A 24,992-nucleotide genomic window follows, 5' to 3' on the forward strand; every position below is an offset into this window, starting at 1 on the left:
TTCTCCTTAGCGCAAGTTGGCTTTTTCGTCGTAGAGGCTAAAGTCTACGAGTGTGCCAAGCATCTGCAGATAAGCCACAAGTGCATCCATCTCAGTCACTTCTTTGGCGTTGCCGTCAAAGTCGCGGATGAGAACATCTGGGTAACGCTCTTCGAACGCTTCCGCTGCATCACTATCAGGCTCGGCCTGAGCGAGGAGATCCACTTTTGCGCTTGCGATCTGTTCCTCGGTATAAGGAACACCATACAATGCATTCACTTTCAGATGGTTCTCGATCTCGATCGTAGAGAGCTTGGCATCCATCAGGAACGGGTAGCCAGGCATCACTGAGGTCGGAGACACTGAGCGTGGGTTGATCAGGTGATCACGCTGCCACTCATCAGAGTACTTGCCGCCTACACGAGCGAGGTCAGGACCAGTACGCTTAGAACCCCATTGGAATGGACGATCGTACATGGATTCCGCTGCCAGCGAGTAGTTGCCGTAGCGCTCCAACTCGTCGCGCATTGGACGGATCTGCTGTGAGTGACATGCATAACAGCCTTCACGCACATAGATGTTACGTCCAACAAGCTCAAGCGGAGTGTAAGGGCGCATGCCCTCAGTTTTCTCAATCGTGCTTTTCAGGTAAAAAAGAGGCACGATTTCCACGAGACCGCCGATTGAGATCATGATGATGATGCCAACAATCAGGATCAGCGAGTTTTTCTCGAAGATTTGGTGTTTTTTCCAAGCAGACATTCGTGATCTCCCGATTATTCCGCTGGCGTCAGAGCAGGTTGACCTGCACCTTCGCTCTCAACTGCTTCACCGGCACGAACTGTCATTACGAGGTTGTAAACCATGACGAGAGCACCTGCGAGGAAGAGCAGACCGCCGAATGCACGCATGACATAGAACGGGTACATCGCATCAACTGTTTCGATGAAGGAGTACTCAAGGAAGCCGAGGCTGTCGTAAGCACGCCACATCAGACCCTGCATAATGCCGGATACCCACATTGAACAGATATAGAACACGATGCCAAGTGTAGAGACCCAGAAGTGCCAGTTAACCAAGCGCAAAGAGTACAATGACTTATTGTAAAGCCAAGGAACCAGGCAATACAGAGCACCGAAGGAGATGTAACCAACCCAGCCGAGTGCGCCAGCGTGTACGTGACCAATCGTCCAGTCAGTGTAGTGTGACAGACCGTTCACAGCACGGATGGACATCAGAGGTCCTTCGAAGGTCGCCATGCCGTAGAATGCAACGGAAACAACCATCATACGCAGAACAGGATCTGTCCGCAGTTTGTCCCAAGCACCTGACAGAGTCATCAGACCGTTGATCATACCACCCCAGGAAGGCATCCAAAGGATGATGGAGAAGGTCATACCGAGCGTGCCCGCCCACTGAGGCAGAGACGTGTAGTGCAAGTGGTGAGGACCAGCCCAGATGTATAGGAAGATCAGAGCCCAAAAGTGCACGATTGACAGACGGTAAGAATACACCGGACGCTCAGCACGCTTTGGAATAAAGTAATACATGATTGCCAGGAAGCCAGCAGTCAGGAAGAAGCCAACAGCGTTATGGCCATACCACCACTGCACCATCGCATCTTGAACGCCGCCCCAAACAATATAGGATTTAGTGGAGTAGATGCTGACAGGAATAGACGCGTTGTTGAACAAATGCAGAACTGCAATTGTCACGATAAACGCGAGGTAGAACCAGTTCGCTACGTAAATGTGAGCTTCTTTGCGACGCCAGATTGGCCCCAAGAATGTCAACAGGTAGGCCACCCAGACAATAGTCAGCAGCAAATCTGCGTACCATTCTGGTTCGGCGTACTCTTTACTCTGTGTAACACCAAGCAGGTAACCTGTACCCGCAACAACGATGAACAGATTATAACCCAGAACAACAAACCAAGGCGAAATCGTACCCATCAGGCGGGCCTGACACGTGCGCTGCACAACGTAGAACGATGTCGCAATCAACACGTTTCCGCCAAATGCGAAAATCACGGCTGAAGTATGGAGAGGACGGAGACGCCCAAAATTGGTCCAAGGCAGATCAAAGTTCAACGCTGGGAATGCCAACTGCGAAGCGATAATCACGCCGACGGAAAAGCCTGCGATACCCCAAAAAACAGAAGCCCAAGTCGCAAATTTTACGGGCCCCATATTATAGTTCGGTTTGCCGTTAATCTCTAACGGTGCCGGACTGTTGTTTCCGTCGAAGTATCGGCGAAAAATAAAGAAGATACCCGCCAGTGATGCTAATGCAATCAAAGCGGTATGAAATGCCAAGACCTGATCCCAGGTTTTCCCTGCAATGATCAGACAGAAAATCGCTGCTACCAAAAGAAGTACGGTGTAACCGCCTTCTTCAAGTGACAGATATCGGACTTTCCGCTCACCCATGATGTTCGCCCCATATAAAGTAAACAAGTTCGTCCAGATAGGACTACCTGAGCGTAGTTCTATGGGTGGCAAATTGCCCCGCCCTTGATACATGTCAAAAAGAACTCGAACAAAAAAAATAAAATTACTCTAATTCGCAACTACACCCCCCATTATTGGGTTTTCGTCATATATTACATGAATTTAGGGTAAGATGCGTTGTTTTGGCGCAGCTTGAAGCGAGTTTCACTGGTTCCTGAGAAAGTTAGCGTAATTTGATAGGTGAAGCGGAGGCGGCACGCATACATAGAATCATGATTAGCTAGATCAGTTCTCAATTCCATACCGCAGCGCACCAAACTCTCGCAGCGAAACTCGACCTAGGTCGCAACCGAATTTTCCGTGGGATCTGTTTTTTGCGCGGAGGTTGGCCCCAGCACGTATCTGGTCACAACCGGCATGAACGCTAAAAGTCCCATAAAGCGAGCTAACTGGTGGGTGGCAACGAACACCGGATCAATGTCCAGCAGGATCGATATAAGAAGCATTGCTTCCATACCTCCGGGAGCAAAGGCCAGAAAAACCTTATCGAATGAGATGTCCAGAGCCCAAGACGTCACCAGCGCGCCCGTTAGCGCAACTGACAGACTGATCGCAAACACCACAAGAGACGTGCCAAGCATGGGCTTTAGGGTACTGAGTTCCATCTTCCCAATATAGAGGCCTACATTGGTTCCCATGATTACGTAGCAAGGTATGGCAAGCCAAGCAGGTAAGTTAAACTCTAAAATCCCCGTTGAGTTAAGGGCAGCACTGGCAAAGAATGCCCCGGTGAGCAGTCCAGCAGGTGCCTTCAGCCTTAAGGCCAGCACTGCAAAGATCGTGCAGACCAGAAGAGCAGCTATGAGTTCAACTGCAACCGTTGGACTGAACGCCACTTCGACATCTCTAGTTATAACGTCGGCTGCCCCATTTGAATCGACCATATTTGTGACAATCAAAGGCAGAACAGCAATCAAAAGGAAGAGGCGCACGAGCTGGACAATCATAATTCGGTCCATGGGCGCTCCCCTCTCCAAGGCGAGCGCAGCGGTCATTCCCAGTGCGCCCGGCAAACCTGCGAAGAATGCCTCATCCCTACCCCATTTGCATTTTTTGTAAGCGTAAAGGTAGACCGCTGAGGTGATGCCACCGACAACAGCACCCAGTGCTAACATCGACAAAGGCCACAAAGAGGCCCCCTCCCAGAAATCTGGAGAGACAGCAGTCCCCATTGCAGCTCCGATAAATATGGAATTTGTGGAGGTTAGATGCTTAGGAAACGTGAAATCCTGATTAGCGATCAAAGGTATAGAAAGAGATTTCGCCAGAACCAAGACAACCATAGGCCCTGCCAGAAAACCAGCAGGAAGAGAAAGCAGTTCAAAGACAGCAGCTCCTGCCCCTCCAAGCGCAAGAACTCCAACTAAACTCAGAATGTCTTTTCCGCTCACGGCTTTACCTCCTCATGTCGTCACGACACAAGAAGTACAAATCACAATTCATATGATCAATCTTGATAGAACCAATCAATATATAATTTCAATCAGAGAGTTTAGAACTGTTCGCAAACAGCCACGAATTGCTTGAAGGGACTTGAGTTTTTTAAAAACTCAGTGTTGTTGACAGGGATCAAAGTTCAATTAGTCCATTTGCGTATGGTAGCGTCATGACCGATCTAGAGCAAAAATATGCGTCCTTGAACGTACCCCGTTATACCTCCTATCCAACAGCTCCTCACTTCAGTGAAGCTGTGACGCCGTCTCTCTATGGTGACTGGCTGGAGAGTATTCCTCATGACACTCCTTTGTCGCTTTATCTGCATGTGCCGTTTTGTCAGGAAATGTGCCATTACTGCGGATGTAACACCAAGGCGACACGCAAGATGGCGCCGGTGCTTGCGTATGTGGAGTTGATGCTCAAAGAGATTGACCTTGTGCTGAAGCGCCTTGGTACAGGCCGTCTGGTGCACCACATCCATTGGGGTGGCGGCACACCAAGCCTCGTTCCGCGCGAAGCATTTCTGAAGATTGTCGAAAAGCTGAAGGACAACTTCGTTTTCTCCGAGGACATTGAGCACGCGATCGAGCTCGATCCGAGAACCGTTGGTGATTATCTGGCCGAGACACTTAAGATGGCTGGCATCACACGGACCAGCTTGGGCGTTCAGGACTTTGATGAAGACGTTCAGAAACAGATTGGCCGCATTCAGCCCTACAAAACAGTGATGAAGGCTGTTACCGCTCTTCGCAATGTTGGATTGAACGATATCAATTTTGATTTGATGTATGGGTTGCCGGGACAATCTGAGCAGACAATTCGCGAGACAGTTGAGTACACCAAAGAACTTGCGCCGGGCCGTGTTGCTCTGTTCGGTTACGCGCACGTGCCTTGGTTCAAGAAGCACCAGCAGTTGATCAAGGAAGAGAACCTGCCGGGCGCGAATGAGCGCATTCGCCTTTCAGACGTTTCTCGCGATGCTCTTGTCGATGCTGGCTATGAAGTGATCGGTCTTGACCACTTTGCTCTGCCAACAGACGAAATGGCAATCGCCTTGAAGGAAGGCCGCCTACGCCGGAACTTCCAAGGCTACACCACCGACACTGCTGATACTTTGATCGGCTTCGGTTGCAGCTCCATCGGCTTCTTGCCACAGGGCTATGTGCAAACGACACCATCAGCTCGCGAATGGGAGCGTATGGTTATTGATGATGTACTGCCGATCAAGAAAGGCATTGCCGTTGATCAGGTTGATCTGTGCCGTGCTGAAATCATCATGCAGCTGATGACCTACTATGAGGTCGATTACGCAGCCACAGCAGAAAAGCACGGATTGCCCGTCAGTGAGTTTGACAGCATTCCAGCTGAGATGCAGGCAATGATCGATGATGGCGTTGCGACCCTTGAGGGAACGGTTGTTACAGTGACAGATGCAGGCCGACGCTATGTTCGCGTCGTGGCAGCGGCGTTTGATACTTACCTTGCAACTCAGCAAGCACGGCACTCTGTCGCGGTTTAATCCCGATCTGATCCAAAGATGAAAGAAGCGGCCTTTATGGGCCGCTTTTCTTTTGTCCAGACAACAAAAAAGGCGCTGAGTTTTCAGCGCCTGTTTCATTCATGTACTGCGGATGCCTTATCAGGACATCTTTGCTCTAGAAGTGAGCTTCTTAGTGCATACCAGTCAGCTGACAGATGCCACAAATGTTGGTGATGTGGATGCTGTCCTGTTTTTCAACCTTGATCAGGCCGCGGCGCTTCAACTGAGAAATCACGCGGCTTACGGTTTCAATGGTCAGGCCTAGATAGTCGGCAATTTCCTGACGGGTCATGGACAGAGCAACAGTCTTGGTATCTGGTCGACCCTCTTCATTCGGGCCCGAGCAGCCGTGTCCACCACGGTTTGGCACCAAGCTCATCAGAAAGGTAGAAACGCGCTCCAGTGCGGATTTACGGCCCAGCAGAACTGTGTGTTCGTGAAGGATCTCCATCTGGGAGAGCAAGCAACGATTTACATAGTGCTGCATCATCGGAGAAGTAGAGATCTCGCGGCTTTCGAAAACCTGCAGCTCAACTTCGGTCAGCGCTTCAGCCGTGCAGTCAAAGAAGTCACGGTTAGAGAAACCGAGCATATCGCCTTCACGCAGAATATAGACCACCTGGCGACGTCCGTCCGGAAGCAGCTTGTAGAGCATCATAACCCCACGCACGACTTCATAGAGACGCTCTGCCTTATCACCTTCATAGAAAAGCACGTCATGCGCAGACAAACGCTGTTTACGACCAAGATGCTTTCCCGCGGCTTCTGGCTGCTTGAAGTTTTCCTGACAACCGTTGAATGGTGCCTGGCCATCAAGGTCGCTAAGCTTTGTCAATGTGGCCGATACCATAATCCCTCCTCGCGGATATCTCCGCAAACATCGTGCCTGGGCAAGTAGCGAGAACTATTCGTCTATTCTCTAAATGCCGCTTGGCCATGGCAAACATCCGTCATTGCTTGCCTGACCTGTTGATGCAGATTTACTGATTAGAATGCAACGTCAAAATACGCATTAAAACTTATGGAGCAGGTTCATATCTTAGTAATTTGATCTGAAACAATCGAAATTTTGCGTTAGATCAAGTTTACACGTACATCAATAAATCCTGTTCTTTCAATGGCTTACGAACAACAGGCGTTGTGGTGATTTTTGGCAAATCTCGCGTGATCTTCCAGAGAGGCTGGCCGCTGATTGCGACAATTTGTGGCGCCTCATCCAAAGCAGCAACCTTCTCAATCAGATCAGATCCCGCCAATCCGGGAAGATGCAGATCAACAAAGACAGTGTCATCTATACGAGGTGAAGCATCTGAGAGAAACGATTCTCCATCTGCAAAAGCGGCGCATGAGAGTTCGAGGCTCTCAAACATCCTGGCAATTGCATCTCGCACAGATACATCATCTTCGACAATATAGATCACAACAAACCCCAGCGTTGTTCTCGTAGCTCATGAGACAAAGCACAAAGGTGCAGCACTTTGTCTCACCAGTCACCATAACCAAGCGCCGGGGTCTTGTAATGCGTAGTAACACTCGGGAATAACAAGATTGGCCGAAAGTATAGCCAGTCATTCCCTATGAAGTTGCGCTACATCAAGCAGCTGGTGGCTCACCCGTGAGGACGATGCGGACGAGATCCGCAGCATTACGTGCACCAAGTTTTTCCATGATGCGCGCGCGGTGAACTTCAACAGTACGTGGAGAGATCTTGAGGTTTCTACCAGCTTCCTTGTTGGAGGAACCAGCAGTGATCTCAGTCAACACCTGGCGTTCGCGTGGTGTCAAAGTTTCTGCGCCAGGGAATGTCAGTGTGTTTGCACCACTCGCCTGTGCATTTCTGGAAACAGCTTCACGCACACGAGAGATGATGGATTCAACGTCAAATGGCTTTTCAATGAAGTCGTAAGCGCCTGATTTGATCGCTTCAACAGCCATTGGGATATCGCCCTGACCGGAAATGATAAAGATTGGTGCAGGGAAGTTCTCACCATTCAGGCTTTTCAGAATATCAATGCCTGAACGTCCTGGCATATGAACGTCAAGAAGAACACAGTTCGGTGTTTCTTCTTCTACCCCACCAAGAAACTCTTCAGCATTCGCAAAGGATTTTACGCGAAACCCTTCTGTTTCAAACAGCAGAGAAAGCGCGTCGCGAACCGCTGGGTCATCGTCAACAATATGGATCACAGACGGCATGGTCATGATTGCTCAGGTCCTTATTCTTGTTGTTCTAAACAACAGCTTCAGCTTAGCTTGTTGCTTTTGAGTTTACCGGGAGCCTCAAAGTGAAGGTTGCACCTTTACCTTCCTCATATGGCTCAACAAGTAAATCGCCACCATGGTTTTGGGCTATACTCCGAGAAATCGCAAGTCCAATACCTAAACCGCGCCGCTTTGTCCCAGTAAAGGCCTTGAAAAGGTGCGACACTGCTTCCTCATCCAGCCCTGGTCCGGTGTCCATAACCTTAACAAACACATTGTCATCGTCACGTTCGACAGAAACAACTACTTGCTTAACAGGTTGATCCTTTACGGCTTCGCCTGCATTTCGGATCAAGTTTACAAGAATCTGTTGTATTTGTACGGAGTCCAACTCAAGCTGGTAGTTATAGTCCACGAAAGTAGAGATGAACTCGACATCATCCGCTTCGTGCCCTACCCGAACGAGCTCGAGGCAATCATCAATGAGTGTTGCAAGACCGGTTCCGATGCATTGCGGAGCCTGTCGTTCGACAAAGTTACGCATTCGCTGGATGATCTGACCAGCACGTTCAGCCTCCACCACAGCCTTATCCATCAGGCTGATCATAGGATCATCAGGCTGATCGGCAGCTCTTGCACGGCGCGCTGCCGTTTGCAGAAAGAGCATCAGAGCAGTGAGTGGCTGATTAACCTCGTGAGCAATCGCAGCGCCCATTTCGTCCAGCGCGTTCACGCGGGTCATCGTCACCAGGTTAGATTGCAGCACACGAAGGCGTTCTTCATACTCCTTGGTTGCCCGAAGATCTTTCAGGACGCCAATGAACTGATGACCGCTTTCTGTCTGAGCTTCGCCAACGGACAGCTCTATTGGAATTTCGGTTCCGTCTTTATGGCGACCGACGACTTCGCGGCCAATGCCGACAACTTTCGGGTCTCCGGATTTCAGATAGTTCCGAATGAACTGGTCATGCTGCTTAGCAGTGGCGCTCGGCATCAGTGTGTTGACATTCTTGCCAACGACTTCGGCGCTCTTGTAGCCAAACATGTTCTCGCAAGCACGGTTATAGATCAGGATCGTTCCGTTATCATCAATGACAATGATGCCATTAACGGCTGTATCCAGAACACTGTGCAAGCATGAAGAGGAGACCATAGTAGTTTCCTAGTTGTTGTAGGCGCACCCGTACGCTTATCTAAACGGGCATCTAGATGGGTATTTTGACTAATCAGCTATCCCATGGCCTGAGCTAGGTCAATCACCTAGCCTGCGACTGATTTAACGATTAATTCCCGCTAATTCATTGATATCTTATGTAGGAGACGAGCGTTCTCTAAACCTGAGCGTGTAAATCTAGAGTTTGAAGACATCGGAAGCGAGGCTGCCCTCACGCTAGATAATGCATTTATCTATTGTAAAACCCAGAGAACCCTTAGGTTAGTTTATGTAAAATATTATTTTACGAGTTTCGGGTCGCAACGCAAAATCATTGCGTAATTTGGAATAAGACTAAGTAGAGTAAACCAAAAGTAGTAAGCGTGTTCACCTATACGGCGCGTATATGTCGCAGGATATATCATACTCTGAGCCCAGGTTTTCCACCGTAGCACAACGTTTCAGGCTCTTTTCGCCCGGTATCGAAGCCCCCTCCTTGAGTCGTGTGCGGCGATTGAAATTTTACTTCGCACTCACAAATCGGGGTCAGGAGATCGGATCTGATGGTTTTGTGCCAGTTCTGTAAGTGCTTTGAAGTTGGCACGTATTGAAAACTCATGCTGTAGTTGCAAAAGATTCAAACGCAATCCGTTGAGAAGCAACAGCTCATCATGACCATGCAAACGTTTGTGAACCGGTAGGCTACAAAAGATCTTCGAGACCTGTGTAGCCGCAATGTCTGCAACACTGCGGGCTGGCACTAAAGCATCCGTACGCATTTTGGTCGACATGTTCTGAGCTAAGGCATTCCATTCCTGCGCAGAGCAAACGGAAGCTTCCTGATGCTCAACCAAGATTTCCTTGAGCAGTTGCCCGATCATGCCAGCAAGATCCTGCGGGTCCATTCTCGTTTTTTGCCGCAACACAATGAGAGCCATTTCGCCCACGAGCTCCACAGTGATGGAGAAGGAGCTCCAGCGGGAGACTTCTAGAGCCTGCTGAAAATCGTCCTCATCAAGCAGTGTCTTCCAATGAACACCAGCCCGAGAGCGGGAGTATTCCTGCACATTCTTATAAGTCAGATACGCCGCACTGCGCCCAAGATACCCCTTTAACTTAACAAGGGTATCCAAGTCGGATCTATAAAAGAAGAAAGCATAGATGCGCTTCAGCCAGCTTGGACTGTCGAGAGATACATTCTCGATATTTTCAAAGGCACCTAGCAGGTTCTCTTTGGTAGAATTGCGTTGTTGTCCCAACTCATAGCCTTTCGTCGCGGTCGGAAAAATCTACGGTTACAAAGACGCAATAACTCGTATTGAACTCTTGCCTTTCACAAAAGATCGGTCAACTGTGCAACATTGAGAGACAAAAAACACTTAATGGAAGTAACGGACCTACCAGTCCGGCGGGGGAAGCATGCTTCAAGGTTGGATCGTAGTCCTTGTCGCTTTGGCATATATACTGCTCTTATTTGTTATCGCGAGTTACGGTGACAAAGTCGCCAAGAACCGCGTTAAAAAGACAAGAGGGCGGCCACTCATCTATGCCCTCTCACTCTCCGTTTACTGTACATCATGGACATTTTTTGGATCTGTCGGATCTGCTTCGAGAAATGGTTTCGAGTTTATTGCCATTTACCTCGGGCCTATCCTCGTGTTCGCTTTTGGGTTTCCGCTGATCCTGCGGGTGATCCAACTTGCGAAGGCAGAAAAGATTACTTCCGTTGCCGACTTTATTGCCGCTAGGTATGGCAAAAACCCTATGGTTGGCGCGATTGTCACATTGATCGCCTTTATCGGCATGATCCCCTACATCGCCCTTCAACTGAAGGCGCTGGATCTGTCTGTCGGCACGATTGTGCTGCATCCCTTATTGTCGCTTGATGATGCGGAGATTTCGATCTTTGGTGATGAGACACTGATGATCGCCATTTTCATGGCTGTGTTTACGTGGTTATTCGGCACCCGCCATATTGATGCAACAGAGCACCAAGAAGGCTTGATGCTATCCATCGCGACTGAAGCTGTTGTTAAGCTCGTTGCTTTTCTTGCGATCGGCATTTGGGTTACCTTCATGCTGTTTGATGGGCCATGGGATCTCCTGCACGCTTCCTTTGCTAACACCAACAGCTCACAGGACCTGTTCACGAATATCAATGCCAGCAAGTGGGCAGTTATCACGCTCCTGTCTTTATTCTCGATTGTGCTTCTGCCGCGCCAGTTCCATGTGACTGTGACGGAATACAACAGTGAAGCTGAGTTGAAACGGGCGACATGGCTGTTTCCAAGTTACCTGATCGCTATCAATCTGTTCGTCGTGCCCATTGCCCTTGCAGGTATGACTATTTTGGGCAACACGGTCGACCCGGACATGTTCGTGCTGGCGCTGCCTCGTGCTTATGATGCTGACTGGTTGACCCTGCTGGTGTTTATTGGTGGTCTTTCTGCAGCAACAGCCATGGTGATTGTGACCACCGTTGCGCTTTCCATCATGGTTTCCAACGATCTGGTGATGCCGATTATTCTGCGTCGGCGTAGTGAAGACGAGATCATTTCGACTTCAGGCGAAGACATGAGCCAGCTGGTACTGGGCATTCGGCGCATGTCGATCTTCCTCGTCATTCTGGGAAGTTATGTCTACTATCGCGTTGCGGGTGATAGCGCGGCTCTTTCGAGCATCGGCCTTCTTTCTTTTGCAGCAATTGCACAGTTCGCTCCTGCCTTTATCGGCGGCTTAATCTGGCGCAGAGCGACGGCGCGCGGCGCAATTGCCAGTATGACGGCTGGATTTGCAGTCTGGTTCTACACGCTACTGCTTCCTGTCTTTGCGCGGGAGAGTATCTTTGGCTCAAACATCCTTAGTAACGGCCCGTTCGGCATAGGGTTCCTGAAGCCTGAAGCATTGCTTTACCTTGATATGGATCCGTTTGTGCACGGTGTGCTCTGGAGCCTTTTGTCAGGACTGCTGTTTTACGTGGTCTTCTCGCTCACGCGGCAACCGACTGCGATTGAGCGCATTCAGGCCAACACTTTTGTGCCCACTGGGATTGCACAGGCCCCTGCCCTGCGGAAACTGCGGACAACAGTGACGATCGGAGATCTACAAGCAACGATTTCTCGTTATGTTGGAGAAGAGCGGACACAGCGCTCCTTTGATACTTATGCTGCGGAGCATCGCATCACGATTGACAGCAGCGAAGAAGCCGATGCCGTGATCCTGCGTTTTTCCGAGCAACTGCTTGCCAGTGCAATCGGATCAGCATCCGCACGACTGGTGCTTTCTCTTCTGCTCAAACGGCGGGACCCGGGCACTCAGGAAGCCATCAAACTGCTGGATGATGCGACCGAGGCCATCCAATATAACCGCGATCTTTTGCAGATCGCGCTGGACCAAGTGCGGCAGGGTATCTCCGTTTATGACAAGGACTTGCGCCTGATCTGCTGGAATCGGCAGTATCGCGAAATGCTGATGTTGCCGGCCAAATTTGGACAAGTTGGCACTTCGCTTGAAGAGATGATCCGCCATATTGCAGAGGCAGGCGAGTTTGGTGATGGCGACGTTGACGAGATTGTCGGCCTGCGCATGCACAACTTCATCAATCGCCAAGAGACCTATCAGGAGCACCTGGTCAGCACTGGAACGGTGCTGGAAGTGCGCACCAGCCCAATGCCCTATGGTGGCCTAGTTACCAGTTACACTGATATTACTGAGCGTGTTTTTGCAGAGGAAGCTCTTGCCCGCGCCAATGAGAATTTGGAGCAGCGGGTTCGCGACCGGACCGAAGAGCTGACGAAGGTGAATGAGCAGCTCGAGACTGCCAAGAAGACGGCTGAGCTGGCTTATCAGGACAAAACGCGGTTCCTGGCTGCTGCAAGCCATGACATTTTACAGCCGTTGAATGCAGCACGACTTTATTCTTCTACCTTGACTGATCGTTTCATGGACGGAGACCCGGAAGACCGCAAACTGGTTAGCAATATCGAGGCATCGCTGGAGTCTGTAGAAGAGATCATTGGTGCTGTACTCGATATTTCCCGTCTGGATACCCGAGCGTTCAAGGCAGAGATTTCGACATTCCGCCTTGATGATATTCTCAATCCATTACGCGTAGAGTTTACTCCAATTGCCAAGGAAAAAGGGCTCAAGCTCACAATCCGCAGCACAGATGTTTGTGTGCGCTCAGATCGACGTCTTTTGCGGCGTTTGCTGCAGAACCTCATTTCGAATGGGTTGAAGTACACCACAAAAGGTGGCGTCGTAGTTGGTGTTCGCAAGACGAAGAACAATATGACAAATATTGAGGTCTACGACAGTGGGATCGGCATTCCAGAAAAGCAGCAGGAGCTGATTTTCAAGGAATTCCGCCGCCTTGATGATGGCGCACGCATTGCCTCCGGGCTTGGGCTGGGCCTTTCTATCGTAGAACGCATTAGTAAGGTGTTGGCGCTCAACGTGGCACTCAAGTCTCAGGATGGGAAAGGCTCTCGCTTCTCTCTTGCCATTAAAGAAGCTATGAGCGTACCGGTTGCTGCAAAACAAGCTCAGCCTAGTGCTATCGTCAGTCAGCTGGCTGGTCTCAATGTGCTGGCTATCGATAATGAACCGCAGATTCTGGAGGGTATGGAGTCTTTGTTGCGTACATGGAAATGTAACGTGCTGACGGCTCCAAATGCGCAGGATGCTGCCAAGGCAATCTATGCCAGTAAGACGCAACCAGACATCATTCTGGCAGATTACCATCTGGATCAGGGGACTGGCATTGAAGCCGTTGTTCACCTGCGTTGGAAGTTTGGCGTGCACTTCCCTGCCATGCTTATTACGGCAGACAGAACGGCAGAAGTGCGAACAGAGGCCTCTGACAAAGATATGGAGATGATCCATAAGCCGCTGAAGCCAGCGGTACTCCGAGCACACCTGATGCGGTGTAAGGCAGCTCTAGGAGACACATGATCTTTCATGGGTGGCACATTTGCGTTGCCAACAAAAAAGGCGCTCCAAAGAGCGCCTTTTTTCGTAGATCAACTCGAAGAATCCCTAGCCAGCAATGCTTTGCCACTGACCTGCTTCGATCTTTGCCGCTGCAATGACTGCCTGTGTCCGACTTTCAACGCCAAGCTTCTGCAAAATAGCAGAAACATGCGCTTTTACAGTCGCTTCCGATACAGACAATTCATAGGCGATCTGCTTGTTCAGCAAACCTTGCGAAAGCATCATCAACACGCGCACTTGCTGCGGTGTCAAAGAGGCCAGACGCTGAGCCATTTTGGTTGCTTCATCAACGGTGTTCAGGTCAATGTCTGGTGGAATCCAAACGCCTCCCTCCAGAACTACTGAAACACCATCCTGAATAACATCAATACCAAGTGACTTTGGAATATACCCGGACGCACCAAACTCAATGGCACTGCGAATTGTAGTCGGATCTTCTGTTCCGGAAACGACAACAATTGGCACACCCACATATTGAGCACGCAAGTACATTAATCCAGAGAACCCTCGCATGCCCGGCATGGACAGATCCAGAAGGATCATGTCTACGTCTTCCTCCCGATCGAGAGCAGCGGTGACTTCATCAAGGCTCCCAGCCTCGATAATCTTTACCGATGCGAACTGTTTCTCGATTGTTTGACGCATTGCACCACGGAACAGCGGGTGGTCATCAGCGATAATAAAGCGGTGGACCGCGTTGTGCACGCTGTGCTCCTCCATTTCTTGTCGTGGACTGCCTCTAATGACCTTCGATCCGTCTCGTCGAAATAAGATCATCAGATGTACAGTTTTCGACGCCTTGGGAGCTTGAACGAGATTTTCGCAGCTCTCCCAAAACGCCACGATAGATATTTTACAACCTTAGAACTCCTTAGAGTCTCAATCGGTCGCATCCCCCTATACAAAAGCATTATGCGAAACAGGGAGGTGCTGGCAAGCATGAAGTTGATTGTTTTCACTCATCTCACGCACTTTTACCACAAAACCGTCAGTAATCATTAAGATATTGCAAGAAGGCATGCATAGAACTCAAGAGTTGCTCCCAAAGTATGGGTCTCCCAAATCCTGCGTTTTTCTGTTTTTTGAACTTCGAGGATTGGGGATTAGTATTAGGTAGTAGAATTTTAGTCTAGCGGTTCGCTTAGGGGACTGTAGAGTATGTATACGTTGGGTAATCATTACTGGAGGTGGGAGTGCGTACACCAAATAGAGTCGCCTATTGGACCAAAACACGTGCACTCATGGCTGCAACGCTCATTCTCTGGCTCATCTTCTTTGGCATCGCTGTCTATTATGGAGCACCCGGCTCTGATCCAAATGCGCCTCAAAATGAGTTGAGTGGGCTTTTGGGTTCTCTATCAAACAGTTATGTGTGGGGATGCCTCCTGTTTTTTGTCGCCAGTATCCTGATCTCGTGGTTTTGCGGCGCACAAGACAGGCTTGATGAAAGCAACACAGGCTCTTCTCAGCAGCAGGGGAGCACATCATGACACTCTCCAGCCTCGATCCTCATCCTTCACAATACAAAGGTCTTACGCTTGCACTTTGTCTGTTCACGCTCGCACTCTTTTTGCTGACCGGTCTACTCGCCGTTATGGAAAAAGCGGGCGTTGTTGTCGTGCTCATCGAAGCGTTGATGGCTTTGCTGCCGTTGCTGGTATTTGCCATGGTGGGTATTCTGGCGCGGACGATGAAGCTCTCTGAGTATCATTGGGGTGGTAAGAATGTGCCAGCAGGTTTGACGGGTGTGACCTTAGCTGCGTGCTTTGTTGGTGGCAGCTTCTTTCCCCTGTTCCTCTGTGTGGTTTTCTTGCCAGAATACATCAGCTTCCCAATTGTTTTAGGATGGGTGAGCAGTCTTGTCTTATGTGCAGTGCTCTTTGCCTCTCCTCTCAGGAAGTTTGGTTCGGCGACGGTTCCGGAGTTTCTGGGTGTTCGTTTACAGAGCAATTTGGTGCGGTTGATTGCCAGTGGTCTGGTTGTTCTCGTTGGTATTCCTCTCCTGTGCACTGAGATGCTGATTGGTGGTCAGGTTCTGGCAACATCTCTCAACGCGACCTCAACGACGGGCATTCTGCTCTTTTCAATGGTGTTGCTCATTTCTGTTGTGCTTGGTGGTATCAGCGGAGCTGTGTGGACACAGGCTCTGCAAGGTGTGCTGATGGTGTTTGCCTGCCTTTCGCCAGTCATCCTACTTGGTTTAGACCAGCTAACCTCACCTATGGTTTCCGAGAATGTTGGTTTCACCAATGTTGTCAGTACTTCGCTCACAGAGCAACTCGCCGCGATCATTGATATTGAGAATACAAGTATCGGCTGGTTCTTGATGCAAGGGCCATATGCTGGCGGTCTCTGGCCGTTGATTGGCACAGCTCTCTTCTTTGCTATTGGCATGGCTAGCCTTCCTCACCTTCTCAGCAAGTTTCAGGGAACAGGAAGTTCAGCATCTGCTCGTCGCGCTGCCGGATATTCTCTTTCTTTCCTTTTGCTTTTGATGGTTGTTGGGTCGGCCTATTTCCTGTTGCTGGCGGATGAACGGCTTCAGAACCTGCTTGGGCCGAATGCACTTGATCAGGGCCATCAAAGCGGTCTCATTGCGGCGCTGATCAGGTCTGGGATTGTTGCAGCCGCACTTGCTGCAAGTTCTGCACTCTTGATGGCGCTTTCAACAAGCGTTTCGCGAGATCTCGTTGAGGCTTTGGTGTTGCCACGTGCCTCACTCAATCAGAAAATCGTGCTGGCACGTGTTGTGGTTCTGGTGATCTGTGCCTTTGTCACCTATCTTGCCTATAGCGAGAGCTTGTTGTTTTTGGATATGCTGACATTGTCGCTCTCTCTTGCAGCGGCAGCCTTCTTTCCTGTACTTGTGCTTTCATGCTGGTGGAGTAGGTTTCACGCGACAGCGGCATACAGCACGATGCTCTCAGGTAGCTTGGCAACCCTGTTTTACGCTCTTGCCGTGACCAGTGGTTCCACCGGCTTCTGGTTTGGTTTTCCTGCTGAGATGGGCGGATTGCTCGGTGTGTTCTTAGGATTTGCCGTCGGAATTTCATTCTCCTACGTTACTTTTTCCGAGGATGAGCGTCATTTTTATCTGGCAAGTTTATTGGAGCAACCAGGCGAACGAGACCTCTCGATAGATCTACCTGACACTTCTGACAAGGATGAACCAGAAGAACTCATAGAGATTAAGATGTAATTTTCAGAAAGTTGTAAGTAAACTCTTACAAGCACTGACCGTCGTTTGTAGTCCATTTACGCCGATTCAAATTTACAACTTCCGCTAAGTCGAATTCAATAGAGCTGCGTCTATAGTTTATCTCCAATAGAAGCCTAGGAGAAACCTATGGACGCTTTACAACGTGCTGCCCGTGCCAGTGTTGCTCGTATCTGCGGATTTTATTGCCTCGGCGTGCTCCTGATTATGGCAGCGCTCAGCTTTGATCCGGCAAGTTCTTTCCGTACAGGCGCTATGCTTGCAATCACTCTGAGTGCTGTTCTTGTTTACAAAGCCTGGATTATGCCAAACGGTAAGCATGACGGCGATGATGCGTGGGCCTTGATCAAGGGACAGGACAGCAGCGGGCAAGACCCAAACAGAATGCAAAGCGACGCGCTACGCACCGCCTATCATGAGTATTCCAAGCGGGCGATGGTTGTTGCTCTGGGGCTCTGGTTCGTCAGCGTTGTAGCTAGTATTTCTGACTGACTGCTGTCAGTCGTCAGGAACCAAGATAATGCAGGGTCATGGAGCGTCGATGCGGCGCTCTTCTATGCTCGATCAAATAAATACCCTGCCAGGTCCCCAAATCCAACTCCCCGTCGACCACCGGTATTTGCAGAGATACTCCTGTGAGCATGGTTTTGATATGCGCAGGCATATCGTCCGGGCCTTCATAAGAATGGAGCCACCCACCATTTTCAGGAGCGAGATTTGCCAGAGCCTTTTGCAGGTCCTGCAAAACAGTCGGATCAGCATTTTCCTGAATGGTGACAGAGGCCGAGGTGTGCCGAACGAACAATGTGAGCAGTCCATCTTTCAATTGGAGTGATTTGGCCCATTCCCGGATCTCTTTGGTAACTTCATAAAAGCCCAATCCCTCCGTCATGAACACCAGTCGTCCCATGGACTGAGAAAGCTGCGTCTGACCACTATCAATGGTCCAGACTTCGCAGCTGTTCTTCGTTTTTGACCAACCCGACATGCTCGAAATCCATCCCCTTATTATTCGTTAATTAAGATCGTGTCGTTGTCATTGACGCGAGATTGCGCGACAACTTCTATAACAAACATATTGGCAACATTTTATTGTCGCTTCCGGAGAAACTACATGTCTGAGAATTTCGCTCCTCTGTCGATAAGTCAAGAGGCCGTCGCTGAAGCAAAGGCATTTAACAAGGAAATGACGGAGCAGCTGCGTGCGCTTCCTGATCCATGGAGTTTCCCCCCAACTGTCACCCGTGAACGTCGGTTACAGGGGCTTGGTGCGTTTCCTATCCCCACCTACTCGGAGCAAGCTGAAGATCTGGAAATTGAAGGGCAGCATGGTTCTATTCCCCTACGGCTCTTCAAAGCTGATAAAAACTCATCAAAAGGTGTGATAATTCATTTCCATGGTGGAGGCTTTGTTTTCGGCTCTGCTTCCTTTCAGGATCCTTATCTGGAGAGCATGGCAAACAACACTGGGCTTGACGTAGTTTCAGTTGAGTACCGCCTTGCTCCAGAACATCCTTTTCCGCAAGGATCAGATGATTGTGAGGCGGCTTGCCATTGGGTTTTGAATGAAGGTGCAAGCCAATATGGCTGGGATGCCTTTGCCCTGACCGGGGAAAGCGCAGGTGCGACATTGGCCCTTACGACCGCCGTGCGTCTGCGGGACAAGCATGGGATGATCCCCTTTAAGGCGTTGGTTTTGTTATCAGGTTGGTATGACATCGGGCTTACGCCATCTGCCCGCCTTTGGGGTGAAGAGGTGCTTTTTCCAACAACTCGTGACCTTCAGATGTTCAGGAGGCATTTTCTGCTTGGAGAGGAAAACGCGGAAGATCCAGCTGTTTCTCCTTTGTATGCCCGGCTGGAGGGATTGCCACCAACACTGCTAAGTGTAGGTACAGAAGATCCACTACTGGATGATACTTGTTTTCTCGCGTCCAGGTTGAAATCTGCCGAAGTGGAGACTTCACTTGAGGTTTATCCCCATGGATGTCATGTTTTTCAAAGTTTTGATCTTGCTCTTGCCAAGCTGAGCACCCAAAGGATAGATAGTTTTTTTCGGACGAAATTCGGTTCGACCTGACCTAATTATTAATAATTAGTGGGTTATCGCAGTAGCGCTTATGGACCGAGGCTGCACAAAGGGTTGGATATGGCAAGCTTAGAAACACTTCTCTCGTTTGTGAATACATGGGAATGCGACGAGAACGACCATTTGAACGTGCAGTTTTACTTCTCCAAATTTGAAGAAGCTGACCGTCAATTCAGAATGATGACCGGATTTAGCGAAGCACTGGTTGGTGCGCGCCGTGTTCGGCACGTGCGTTACCATGCAGAGTTGGTTGCTGCATCCCTGATTACCGTGAAGTCTTATGTGGCCTTTGACGGGCCGCACATGCTCTCTGTTGTGCATGAAATGATTGAAGGCTCCACCGGGGAGATCTGCGCAACCGCAATTGATGGCTATACGCCAAATCCTAGTTCTGCAAAGCAGTTGCGGGCGCGCTTCAAAGATGTTGAGGAGAATATCTCCAAGCCGGCGGTTCCACGTGGCATCTCGCCAAGCCCGTTCTCTGGCAAACCGACCATTGATGATTTGCTCAAGAGCGGCGCCCAGATTACTGGCCGCTCAACAGTTCTGCCACGGAATCTGAATGCTGAGCAGAAAGCTGAAGACGCATTTGCACTTGCCTGCTTCTCTGATGCAGCGGCGCATGTGTGGGAGCGGACTCCGATGAACACGGCGTGGTTGGATGAGAATGAATATGGCCGGGTTGCTCTGGAGCAGAAGCTTTCCTGGATCAGCCCGCTGAAGCTGGGGGATATGGGTCTGGTGATTTCTACGCTGACCAGCGTTCAGGAAAACACCTTCACAATCCGCCATCATCTGTTTGAATCTCGTACCAAGCGTTTGGCGGCGGTGTGTGATCAGGTGTCTATCAGCATGGATCTGAACAGCCGTAAGACTGTCCCTCTGACTACAGATTTCCGCACAGCACTGGTGGCCTTACAAACACAGTAAGCTTTGCGATCAACGCGTTAAGAACCGCCTTCCTTTGAAGGCGGTTTTTTTATGCCCGCTTGTTACTGCGCTGGCTGTTCGTTTTCGCCCTTCTGGAAATCGTCTTTCATTTCTTCGACAACAGAGAAGAAACGGCGCATGGCGTTTTCGGTGAACTCCAGTGCTTCTTCCAGTTTTTGCTCTTCTTCATCGCCGAACCAGCCTTCTTCCTGTTGGTTGGCGATGGAGAGGTCGAGGCCTGCTTCGGGTTTGATGGCGGCGATGCTGGCGTCTTCGGTCAGGGTAGCAAGTGCTTCGGAGATGCGTCTAAGTTCCTGACGCATCTTGTTGTTTTCTGCTTCCAGACGGGTGATTTCATCCTCGTAGACCATGATGCCGTCGAGGGAAGGCTGGCAGACGAGTTTTTCGGCCTTGGTGGCGCACAGTGAAACTATCCCCGTGCGGGTGTCGAGGCGGATCAGTCCTTTATCCGTCTGCTGCATTTCAAAGCGAACGGGAACATCCTGCTCACTTTGGGCAAATGCGCTTTGTCCACTCAGCGCAAAGGTGACCGCAAGGATTCCACTGGCCAGATAAGACTGTTTCACGATTTCTTCCCATCTCTGTTTCAAATCAACGATTTAGAGCAGCTGGAGATTGCAGCGCCATACCTGCTGGCAGATATGGCTTTCAGTTTAGCAGCAATCAGAGCGCCTTGACCATCCGATCAGACATAGGTGTGAAATGGGAACTACTCGAGGCTTTGATAAGGGCCGCGGCCACTTTTCAACGCATCTTCCAGAAGGTCGAGGCGGTCTTGTCCCCAAAATGGCTCGGAGTTGAGCAGATAGGTTGGTGAACCGACAGCATTTGCCGTTTCAGCCATGCGGGAGTTGACTGTGTAAGCTTCCAGCATCTCATCAGACTTTCCAGCAGCGATGAGGTTATCCGCGTCCAGACCGAGCTCATTCAGGATGGCTGTGAGGACGTTTTCATCGGCTGCGTTGAGGTCTTTTTGCCAGACAGCTTCAAAGACTTTCTGGGAATAAGTGCCAACCGGACCGCCCTGCTCCTGCAGACGAATTGCGATGGAATCTGCCAGTGCAATGTCCGCCGGGAAATGGGCTGGCTTGTAGTTCATTGAAACGCCGCGCTTTTCTGCCCAGCGCTGAAGCTCTATAAACCGATACTTCTGGCGAGCCGGATGGCGCTTGCCCAGCGGCAGACCGCCTGTCAACGGGAACAAGACAGCGAGATTGACTGGCCGAAAGGTCACTGTGACATCATAGTTTTCCGCGATGCGCAGAAATTCCTGATGGCCCAGATACGCCCATGGCGACAGGTGCGTATAGAAGTAATCGATCTGTGCAGTCATGATTGTTCCCCAATGTATACACTCAGCCTATCCTGTTGCAAAAACAGATATATTTCAATGAGAAAGCCCTGTGCTGGCGTTCACAAAAACGCGCAGACCGTATGAGCAGCTGTAGAGTTTTGTTTTTACGGCTGTTTATCTGAAAACCGGTCACATTGGAGTCGGATACACATCAGAAATCAGCTTTGCGTTCTTATGTGCGTTGGTTTGCGTTAAAGGCGTTTTTTGTGCGTTGGTTACAAAAAAGCCCCCAAACTTCGCAGTCGGGAGCTTCATTCTTCATTGCTGAGCCGAATTCAATCAGGCAGGCTCGTTCACAATGCTTGCGATCTTCCACCGGCCTTCAATGTTGATAAGCAGGTAGTGACAAGTGAAATCGAAGACTGCTTCGCCTTCGTCATCTTCCTGCTGCCAGTCGAGGCTGACGCTCGCGGTGGAGCCGGAGATGTGAGAGGACACCACTTCGTAGATGGAAGAGGTTACATAATGCTCGCGGTGCACTTCCAAGAGTGCTTCGATGTTCTCGCAAAGCTCAGCCTTGTCGTTGAAGACATGGCCTTCTTCCAGCTGCCAGATTACACAGGGAAATGCAAAGCAATCTGCAATCAGCCCGGCGTCATAATCCTCATAGGCATCTGCATAGCTATCAAACAACTCGGAGAGCATTAGTTCTGTTTCGTCCTGAACACTCATAGTGACTGCCCCTTTTCCCAGCTTATTGATGTGCCAGCATTTTTCACGAAGGTAAGGCTTCTGGAGCCCGTTTTCCCTTATATGCCGTGGATAGGGCTCAGTTTGCCAGTCCTTTTTTCAGAAGGAAACAAATTTCATGGGTATTTTCCGCTTTTTATGCCGATATCCCGACCACCTCACAGAATAAATCTCATGGTTTGACACCAATGGGTTGAGTGAGATCGGTTTATCCCCCTCCCTTCTCGTCTTTGCTAAAATGTTCTTGGTTTGCCCCATTTCTGATTGGCACATGTGATCATTGGTGGCAAAGTGCGCTCAACTGTTTTCAGGATCGGACCTTTTCGTCGTTTATGACAGACACCCCTCACCTTCCCTCAGTCTTTAACAGCTGGTTTGGCAGCCGTGGTTGGGCTCCGCGTGCTCACCAACTGGAGCTGTTTGACAAGGTGACCGCTGGCAATTCTGCCCTTCTGATCGCTCCGACTGGTGGCGGTAAAACACTGGCGGGCTTTTTGCCGTCATTGGTGGACCTGCATCACAAACGAGAAGCGGACAAGCGCAAGGCCGGAGAAGCAAAAACTGCTGGGACGGGTGGTCTGCACACGCTTTACATGTCTCCCCTTAAAGCGCTGGCGACGGATATTCACCGCAACCTTGAAGTGCCAATTGAGGAGATGGGGCTTTCCATCAAGCTGGAGACCCGTTCCGGCGATACGCCCAGCCACAAGAAGCAGCGACAGAAACGTCTTCCACCAGATATTTTGCTGACCACGCCGGAACAGATCTCACTTCTGCTTTCTGACAAGAACGCCGAGCGGCTGTTTGCTGATCTGCATTATGTCATTTTGGATGAGTTGCACGAGTTGGTGACCTCCAAGCGCGGAGATCTGCTCGCGCTGGCTCTGACTCGTTTGCGCAAGCTGGCGCCTAACCTGCGCTGTATCGGGCTTTCGGCCACCATTGCGCACCCTGATGATCTGCGTGCCTATCTGGTAGAACAACCTTTGTCACAAGACGTTCGCCATGCTGAGATTGTGAAGGCCAAAGGTGGGGCCAAGCCGCATATCAGCATCCTGGAAACACAGGAGCGTCTTCCGTGGTCTGGTCATTCCTGCATCTATGCTTTGCCGGAGATCTATGAGGAGATTAAAGCCCACACCACCACACTGGTGTTTGTAAACACGCGCTCGCAAGCGGAGCGGCTGTTTCAAGAACTCTGGCGCATCAATGAAGACACGCTGCCCATTGCGCTTCATCATGGCTCGCTGGATGTGGGACAACGCCGCAAGGTAGAAGCGCATATGGCCGCGGGTCAGCTTAAAGCAGTGGTTTGCACCTCCTCGTTGGATCTGGGTATCGACTGGGGTGATATCGATCTGGTGATCAATGTGGGTGCTCCCAAAGGGGCAAGCCGGCTGGCGCAGCGTATTGGACGCGCCAATCACCGCATGAATGAAGCCTCCAAGGCCATTCTAGTGCCCTCCAACCGGTTTGAGGTGTTGGAATGTCAGGCAGCCCTGGAAGCCTCAGAAGCAGGGGAGCAAGACACCCCTCCTCTTCGCGAGGGCGGACTGGATGTTTTGGCTCAGCACATTATGTGCGTTGCCTGTGCCGCACCGTTTGAGCCCGAGCAGCTTTATGAAGAGGTGATCAGCAGCCAATCCTACAGGCATCTGGATTATGATCTGTTTGTGAAGGCCGTGGAGTTTGTGGCAACTGGTGGCTATGCGCTCAAAGCCTATGACAGATACGCCAAGTTGCGCCCAACCAAAGAGGGATTGTTTCGCGTTTCCCACCCGCAATTTGCCCAGCAATATCGCCTCAACTCCGGCACAATTTTAGATGCGGCAACGCTCAAAGTACGACAGGTGAAACCACGCGGAGCAAACAGCAAACGGCCTCTTGGGTTTGGCGGCAAGATGCTGGGAGAGATTGAAGAGTGGTTTATTGAACAGCTTGCTGTAGGTGACACCTTTGTGTTTGCCGGTCAGGTGTTGAAGTTTGAGGGCCTTAAGGAGAGCGAGGCCTATGTGTCCCGCAGTGCTTCGCAAGACCCGAAGATCCCGAGTTATCAGGGCGGCAAGTTTCCGCTCAGCACCTATCTTGCTGAGGGTGTGCGCAACTTTGCTTCTGATCCTAACAGTTGGTCTTCTTTGCCAGGTCAGGTTCGTGAATGGTTGGAATTACAAAAAGAGAAATCACAGTTACCAGATTATGAACGTCTTCTGGTAGAGACCTTTCCGCGGAACGATAAGCACTACCTTGTGTGCTACCCGTTTGAAGGCAGATTGGCTCACCAAACGCTGGGAATGCTGCTGACACGCCGTCTTGAGCGCGCTGGTCTGCATCCTCTGGGGTTTGTGGCAACTGAGTATTCACTGGCCCTGTGGGGGCTGACAGATTTGGGCGCTGCAATAAAAAGCGGGCGCTTGAAGCTGGATGACCTATTTGAAGAAGATATGCTTGGTGATGACCTTGAAGCGTGGCTTGCTGAAAGTAGTTTGATGAAACGAACCTTTAGAAATTGCGCTATGATCTCAGGTCTCGTAGAACGACGGCACCCTGGCAAAGAGAAAACCGGGCGGCAGATAACTATAAATACGGATCTTATTTATAACGTACTGCACGAACACGAGCCCGATCACCTGCTTTTACAAGCAACCTGGACGGATGCCGCTACAGGACTTCTGGATATCTCTCGTTTAGGTCACTTTCTTTCTCGTATCGACAAAAGAATCACGCATAGTGCTTTGGGTCGCGTTTCTCCTTTGGCTATTCCGGTTCTTCTTGAAATTGGGAAAGAGCCTATCTTTGGAAGTGCGACAGAAGAGCTGCTGGCGGACGCAGCAGATGATTTATTACTGGAGGCCCAATTGTGAGACTTAACAGTCAGTTG

At 50.3% G+C, this 24,992-nt stretch carries 21 protein-coding genes; 8 read left to right on the forward strand and 13 right to left on the reverse strand.

The window, feature by feature from the left end; all coding sequences use genetic code 11:
- Positions 1-6 precede the first annotated feature (6 nt).
- The 3 genes from ccoO to PsW64_RS00290 form a co-directional block, all read right to left on the reverse strand.
- A complete protein-coding gene (gene ccoO / locus PsW64_RS00280; RefSeq protein WP_063287341.1) occupies positions 7-741 on the reverse strand; it encodes a cytochrome-c oxidase, cbb3-type subunit II in 735 nt (244 codons plus the stop codon).
- A 14-nt stretch (positions 742-755) separates the two neighbouring features.
- Positions 756-2,408, reverse strand: coding sequence for a cytochrome-c oxidase, cbb3-type subunit I (gene ccoN, locus PsW64_RS00285; RefSeq protein WP_057464968.1), 1,653 nt, complete (start codon positions 2,406-2,408; stop codon positions 756-758).
- A 359-nt stretch (positions 2,409-2,767) separates the two neighbouring features.
- Complete coding sequence (locus PsW64_RS00290) at positions 2,768-3,880, reverse strand: AbrB family transcriptional regulator (protein ID WP_063302332.1); 1,113 nt, start codon at positions 3,878-3,880, stop codon at positions 2,768-2,770.
- Positions 3,881-4,095: 215 nt separating this feature from the next.
- Here PsW64_RS00290 and hemN point away from each other — a divergent pair, with 215 nt between their 5' ends.
- A complete protein-coding gene (hemN, locus tag PsW64_RS00295; RefSeq protein WP_063302333.1) occupies positions 4,096-5,445 on the forward strand; it encodes an oxygen-independent coproporphyrinogen III oxidase in 1,350 nt (449 codons plus the stop codon).
- A 151-nt stretch (positions 5,446-5,596) separates the two neighbouring features.
- On the opposite strand, the gene PsW64_RS00300 is transcribed toward hemN, so the two are convergent.
- From PsW64_RS00300 to PsW64_RS00320, 5 genes are all read right to left on the reverse strand, one after another.
- Positions 5,597-6,316: a Crp/Fnr family transcriptional regulator gene (locus PsW64_RS00300; RefSeq protein WP_063287338.1), complete on the reverse strand. Its 720-nt coding sequence runs from the start codon at positions 6,314-6,316 to the stop codon at positions 5,597-5,599.
- 235 nt (positions 6,317-6,551) lie between these two features.
- The gene (locus PsW64_RS00305; RefSeq protein WP_063302334.1) at positions 6,552-6,887 is read right to left on the reverse strand and encodes a response regulator; all 336 of its coding nucleotides are present in this window, start codon (positions 6,885-6,887) and stop codon (positions 6,552-6,554) included.
- Positions 6,888-7,059: 172 nt separating this feature from the next.
- Positions 7,060-7,662, reverse strand: coding sequence for a response regulator transcription factor (locus PsW64_RS00310; protein ID WP_181952038.1), 603 nt, complete (start codon positions 7,660-7,662; stop codon positions 7,060-7,062).
- Between the two features lie 52 nt (positions 7,663-7,714).
- Positions 7,715-8,821 (reverse strand): two-component system sensor histidine kinase NtrB, encoded by a 1,107-nt coding sequence (locus tag PsW64_RS00315; protein ID WP_063302335.1) that lies wholly within the window; start codon positions 8,819-8,821, stop codon positions 7,715-7,717.
- A 533-nt stretch (positions 8,822-9,354) separates the two neighbouring features.
- A complete protein-coding gene (locus tag PsW64_RS00320; RefSeq protein ID WP_063302336.1) occupies positions 9,355-10,080 on the reverse strand; it encodes a hypothetical protein in 726 nt (241 codons plus the stop codon).
- Between the two features lie 160 nt (positions 10,081-10,240).
- Here PsW64_RS00320 and PsW64_RS00325 point away from each other — a divergent pair, with 160 nt between their 5' ends.
- Complete coding sequence (locus tag PsW64_RS00325) at positions 10,241-13,774, forward strand: PAS domain-containing hybrid sensor histidine kinase/response regulator (RefSeq protein WP_208980477.1); 3,534 nt, start codon at positions 10,241-10,243, stop codon at positions 13,772-13,774.
- A gap of 84 nt (positions 13,775-13,858) precedes the next feature.
- Here the strand turns inward: PsW64_RS00325 and PsW64_RS00330 are convergent, their stop codons facing one another.
- Positions 13,859-14,533: a response regulator gene (locus tag PsW64_RS00330; protein WP_014284470.1), complete on the reverse strand. Its 675-nt coding sequence runs from the start codon at positions 14,531-14,533 to the stop codon at positions 13,859-13,861.
- Between the two features lie 473 nt (positions 14,534-15,006).
- On the opposite strand from PsW64_RS00330, the gene PsW64_RS00335 reads away from it, so the two are divergent.
- The 3 genes from PsW64_RS00335 to PsW64_RS00345 all read left to right on the forward strand — a co-directional run bounded on the left by PsW64_RS00335 (position 15,007) and on the right by PsW64_RS00345 (position 17,522).
- Positions 15,007-15,303: a hypothetical protein gene (locus tag PsW64_RS00335; RefSeq protein WP_208980478.1), complete on the forward strand. Its 297-nt coding sequence runs from the start codon at positions 15,007-15,009 to the stop codon at positions 15,301-15,303.
- Positions 15,300-17,012, forward strand: a complete 1,713-nt coding sequence (locus PsW64_RS00340; RefSeq protein WP_063302337.1) for a sodium:solute symporter family transporter — start codon at positions 15,300-15,302, stop codon at positions 17,010-17,012. The genes PsW64_RS00335 and PsW64_RS00340 overlap by 4 nt, the downstream gene beginning before the upstream one ends.
- A gap of 147 nt (positions 17,013-17,159) precedes the next feature.
- Entirely contained in the window at positions 17,160-17,522 is a 363-nt protein-coding gene (locus PsW64_RS00345) for a hypothetical protein (RefSeq protein ID WP_063295652.1), read from the forward strand.
- Positions 17,523-17,535: 13 nt separating this feature from the next.
- On the opposite strand, the gene PsW64_RS00350 is transcribed toward PsW64_RS00345, so the two are convergent.
- The gene (locus tag PsW64_RS00350; protein WP_199914776.1) at positions 17,536-17,940 is read right to left on the reverse strand and encodes a secondary thiamine-phosphate synthase enzyme YjbQ; all 405 of its coding nucleotides are present in this window, start codon (positions 17,938-17,940) and stop codon (positions 17,536-17,538) included.
- A 117-nt stretch (positions 17,941-18,057) separates the two neighbouring features.
- On the opposite strand from PsW64_RS00350, the gene PsW64_RS00355 reads away from it, so the two are divergent.
- Both PsW64_RS00355 and PsW64_RS00360 read left to right on the forward strand, forming a co-directional pair.
- Positions 18,058-19,110 (forward strand): alpha/beta hydrolase, encoded by a 1,053-nt coding sequence (locus PsW64_RS00355; RefSeq protein WP_082830971.1) that lies wholly within the window; start codon positions 18,058-18,060, stop codon positions 19,108-19,110.
- A gap of 69 nt (positions 19,111-19,179) precedes the next feature.
- The gene (locus tag PsW64_RS00360) at positions 19,180-20,049 is read left to right on the forward strand and encodes an acyl-CoA thioesterase (RefSeq protein ID WP_063302340.1); all 870 of its coding nucleotides are present in this window, start codon (positions 19,180-19,182) and stop codon (positions 20,047-20,049) included.
- 62 nt (positions 20,050-20,111) lie between these two features.
- Here PsW64_RS00360 and PsW64_RS00365 read toward each other — a convergent pair whose 3' ends face one another.
- From PsW64_RS00365 to PsW64_RS00375, 3 genes are all read right to left on the reverse strand, one after another.
- Positions 20,112-20,636, reverse strand: coding sequence for a hypothetical protein (locus PsW64_RS00365; protein WP_063302341.1), 525 nt, complete (start codon positions 20,634-20,636; stop codon positions 20,112-20,114).
- 143 nt (positions 20,637-20,779) lie between these two features.
- A complete protein-coding gene (locus PsW64_RS00370) occupies positions 20,780-21,403 on the reverse strand; it encodes a 2-hydroxychromene-2-carboxylate isomerase (protein WP_063302342.1) in 624 nt (207 codons plus the stop codon).
- 300 nt (positions 21,404-21,703) lie between these two features.
- The gene (locus tag PsW64_RS00375) at positions 21,704-22,096 is read right to left on the reverse strand and encodes a DUF4440 domain-containing protein (protein WP_057464953.1); all 393 of its coding nucleotides are present in this window, start codon (positions 22,094-22,096) and stop codon (positions 21,704-21,706) included.
- Positions 22,097-22,446: 350 nt separating this feature from the next.
- Here PsW64_RS00375 and PsW64_RS00380 point away from each other — a divergent pair, with 350 nt between their 5' ends.
- The gene (locus tag PsW64_RS00380; protein ID WP_063302343.1) at positions 22,447-24,975 is read left to right on the forward strand and encodes a ligase-associated DNA damage response DEXH box helicase; all 2,529 of its coding nucleotides are present in this window, start codon (positions 22,447-22,449) and stop codon (positions 24,973-24,975) included.
- Positions 24,976-24,992 lie beyond the last annotated feature (17 nt).

The sequence above is a fragment of the Pseudovibrio sp. W64 genome, assembly GCF_001623145.1.
In the GTDB taxonomy this organism is placed as follows: domain Bacteria; phylum Pseudomonadota; class Alphaproteobacteria; order Rhizobiales; family Stappiaceae; genus Pseudovibrio.

Coding starts and splice junctions, on each gene's coding strand:
- PsW64_RS00340 (WP_063302337.1), top strand. CDS start 15,300: ATGACACTCTCCAGCCTCGATCCTCATCCTTCACAATACAAAGGTCTT.
- PsW64_RS00380 (WP_063302343.1), top strand. CDS start 22,447: ATGACAGACACCCCTCACCTTCCCTCAGTCTTTAACAGCTGGTTTGGC.
- PsW64_RS00300 (WP_063287338.1), bottom strand. CDS start 6,316: ATGGTATCGGCCACATTGACAAAGCTTAGCGACCTTGATGGCCAGGCA.
- ccoN (WP_057464968.1), bottom strand. CDS start 2,408: ATGGGTGAGCGGAAAGTCCGATATCTGTCACTTGAAGAAGGCGGTTAC.
- PsW64_RS00330 (WP_014284470.1), bottom strand. CDS start 14,533: ATGGAGGAGCACAGCGTGCACAACGCGGTCCACCGCTTTATTATCGCT.
- PsW64_RS00325 (WP_208980477.1), top strand. CDS start 10,241: ATGCTTCAAGGTTGGATCGTAGTCCTTGTCGCTTTGGCATATATACTG.
- PsW64_RS00345 (WP_063295652.1), top strand. CDS start 17,160: ATGGACGCTTTACAACGTGCTGCCCGTGCCAGTGTTGCTCGTATCTGC.
- PsW64_RS00350 (WP_199914776.1), bottom strand. CDS start 17,940: ATGGGACGACTGGTGTTCATGACGGAGGGATTGGGCTTTTATGAAGTT.
- ccoO (WP_063287341.1), bottom strand. CDS start 741: ATGTCTGCTTGGAAAAAACACCAAATCTTCGAGAAAAACTCGCTGATC.
- PsW64_RS00375 (WP_057464953.1), bottom strand. CDS start 22,096: ATGAGTGTTCAGGACGAAACAGAACTAATGCTCTCCGAGTTGTTTGAT.
- PsW64_RS00360 (WP_063302340.1), top strand. CDS start 19,180: ATGGCAAGCTTAGAAACACTTCTCTCGTTTGTGAATACATGGGAATGC.
- PsW64_RS00370 (WP_063302342.1), bottom strand. CDS start 21,403: ATGACTGCACAGATCGATTACTTCTATACGCACCTGTCGCCATGGGCG.
- PsW64_RS00310 (WP_181952038.1), bottom strand. CDS start 7,662: ATGCCGTCTGTGATCCATATTGTTGACGATGACCCAGCGGTTCGCGAC.
- PsW64_RS00315 (WP_063302335.1), bottom strand. CDS start 8,821: ATGGTCTCCTCTTCATGCTTGCACAGTGTTCTGGATACAGCCGTTAAT.
- hemN (WP_063302333.1), top strand. CDS start 4,096: ATGACCGATCTAGAGCAAAAATATGCGTCCTTGAACGTACCCCGTTAT.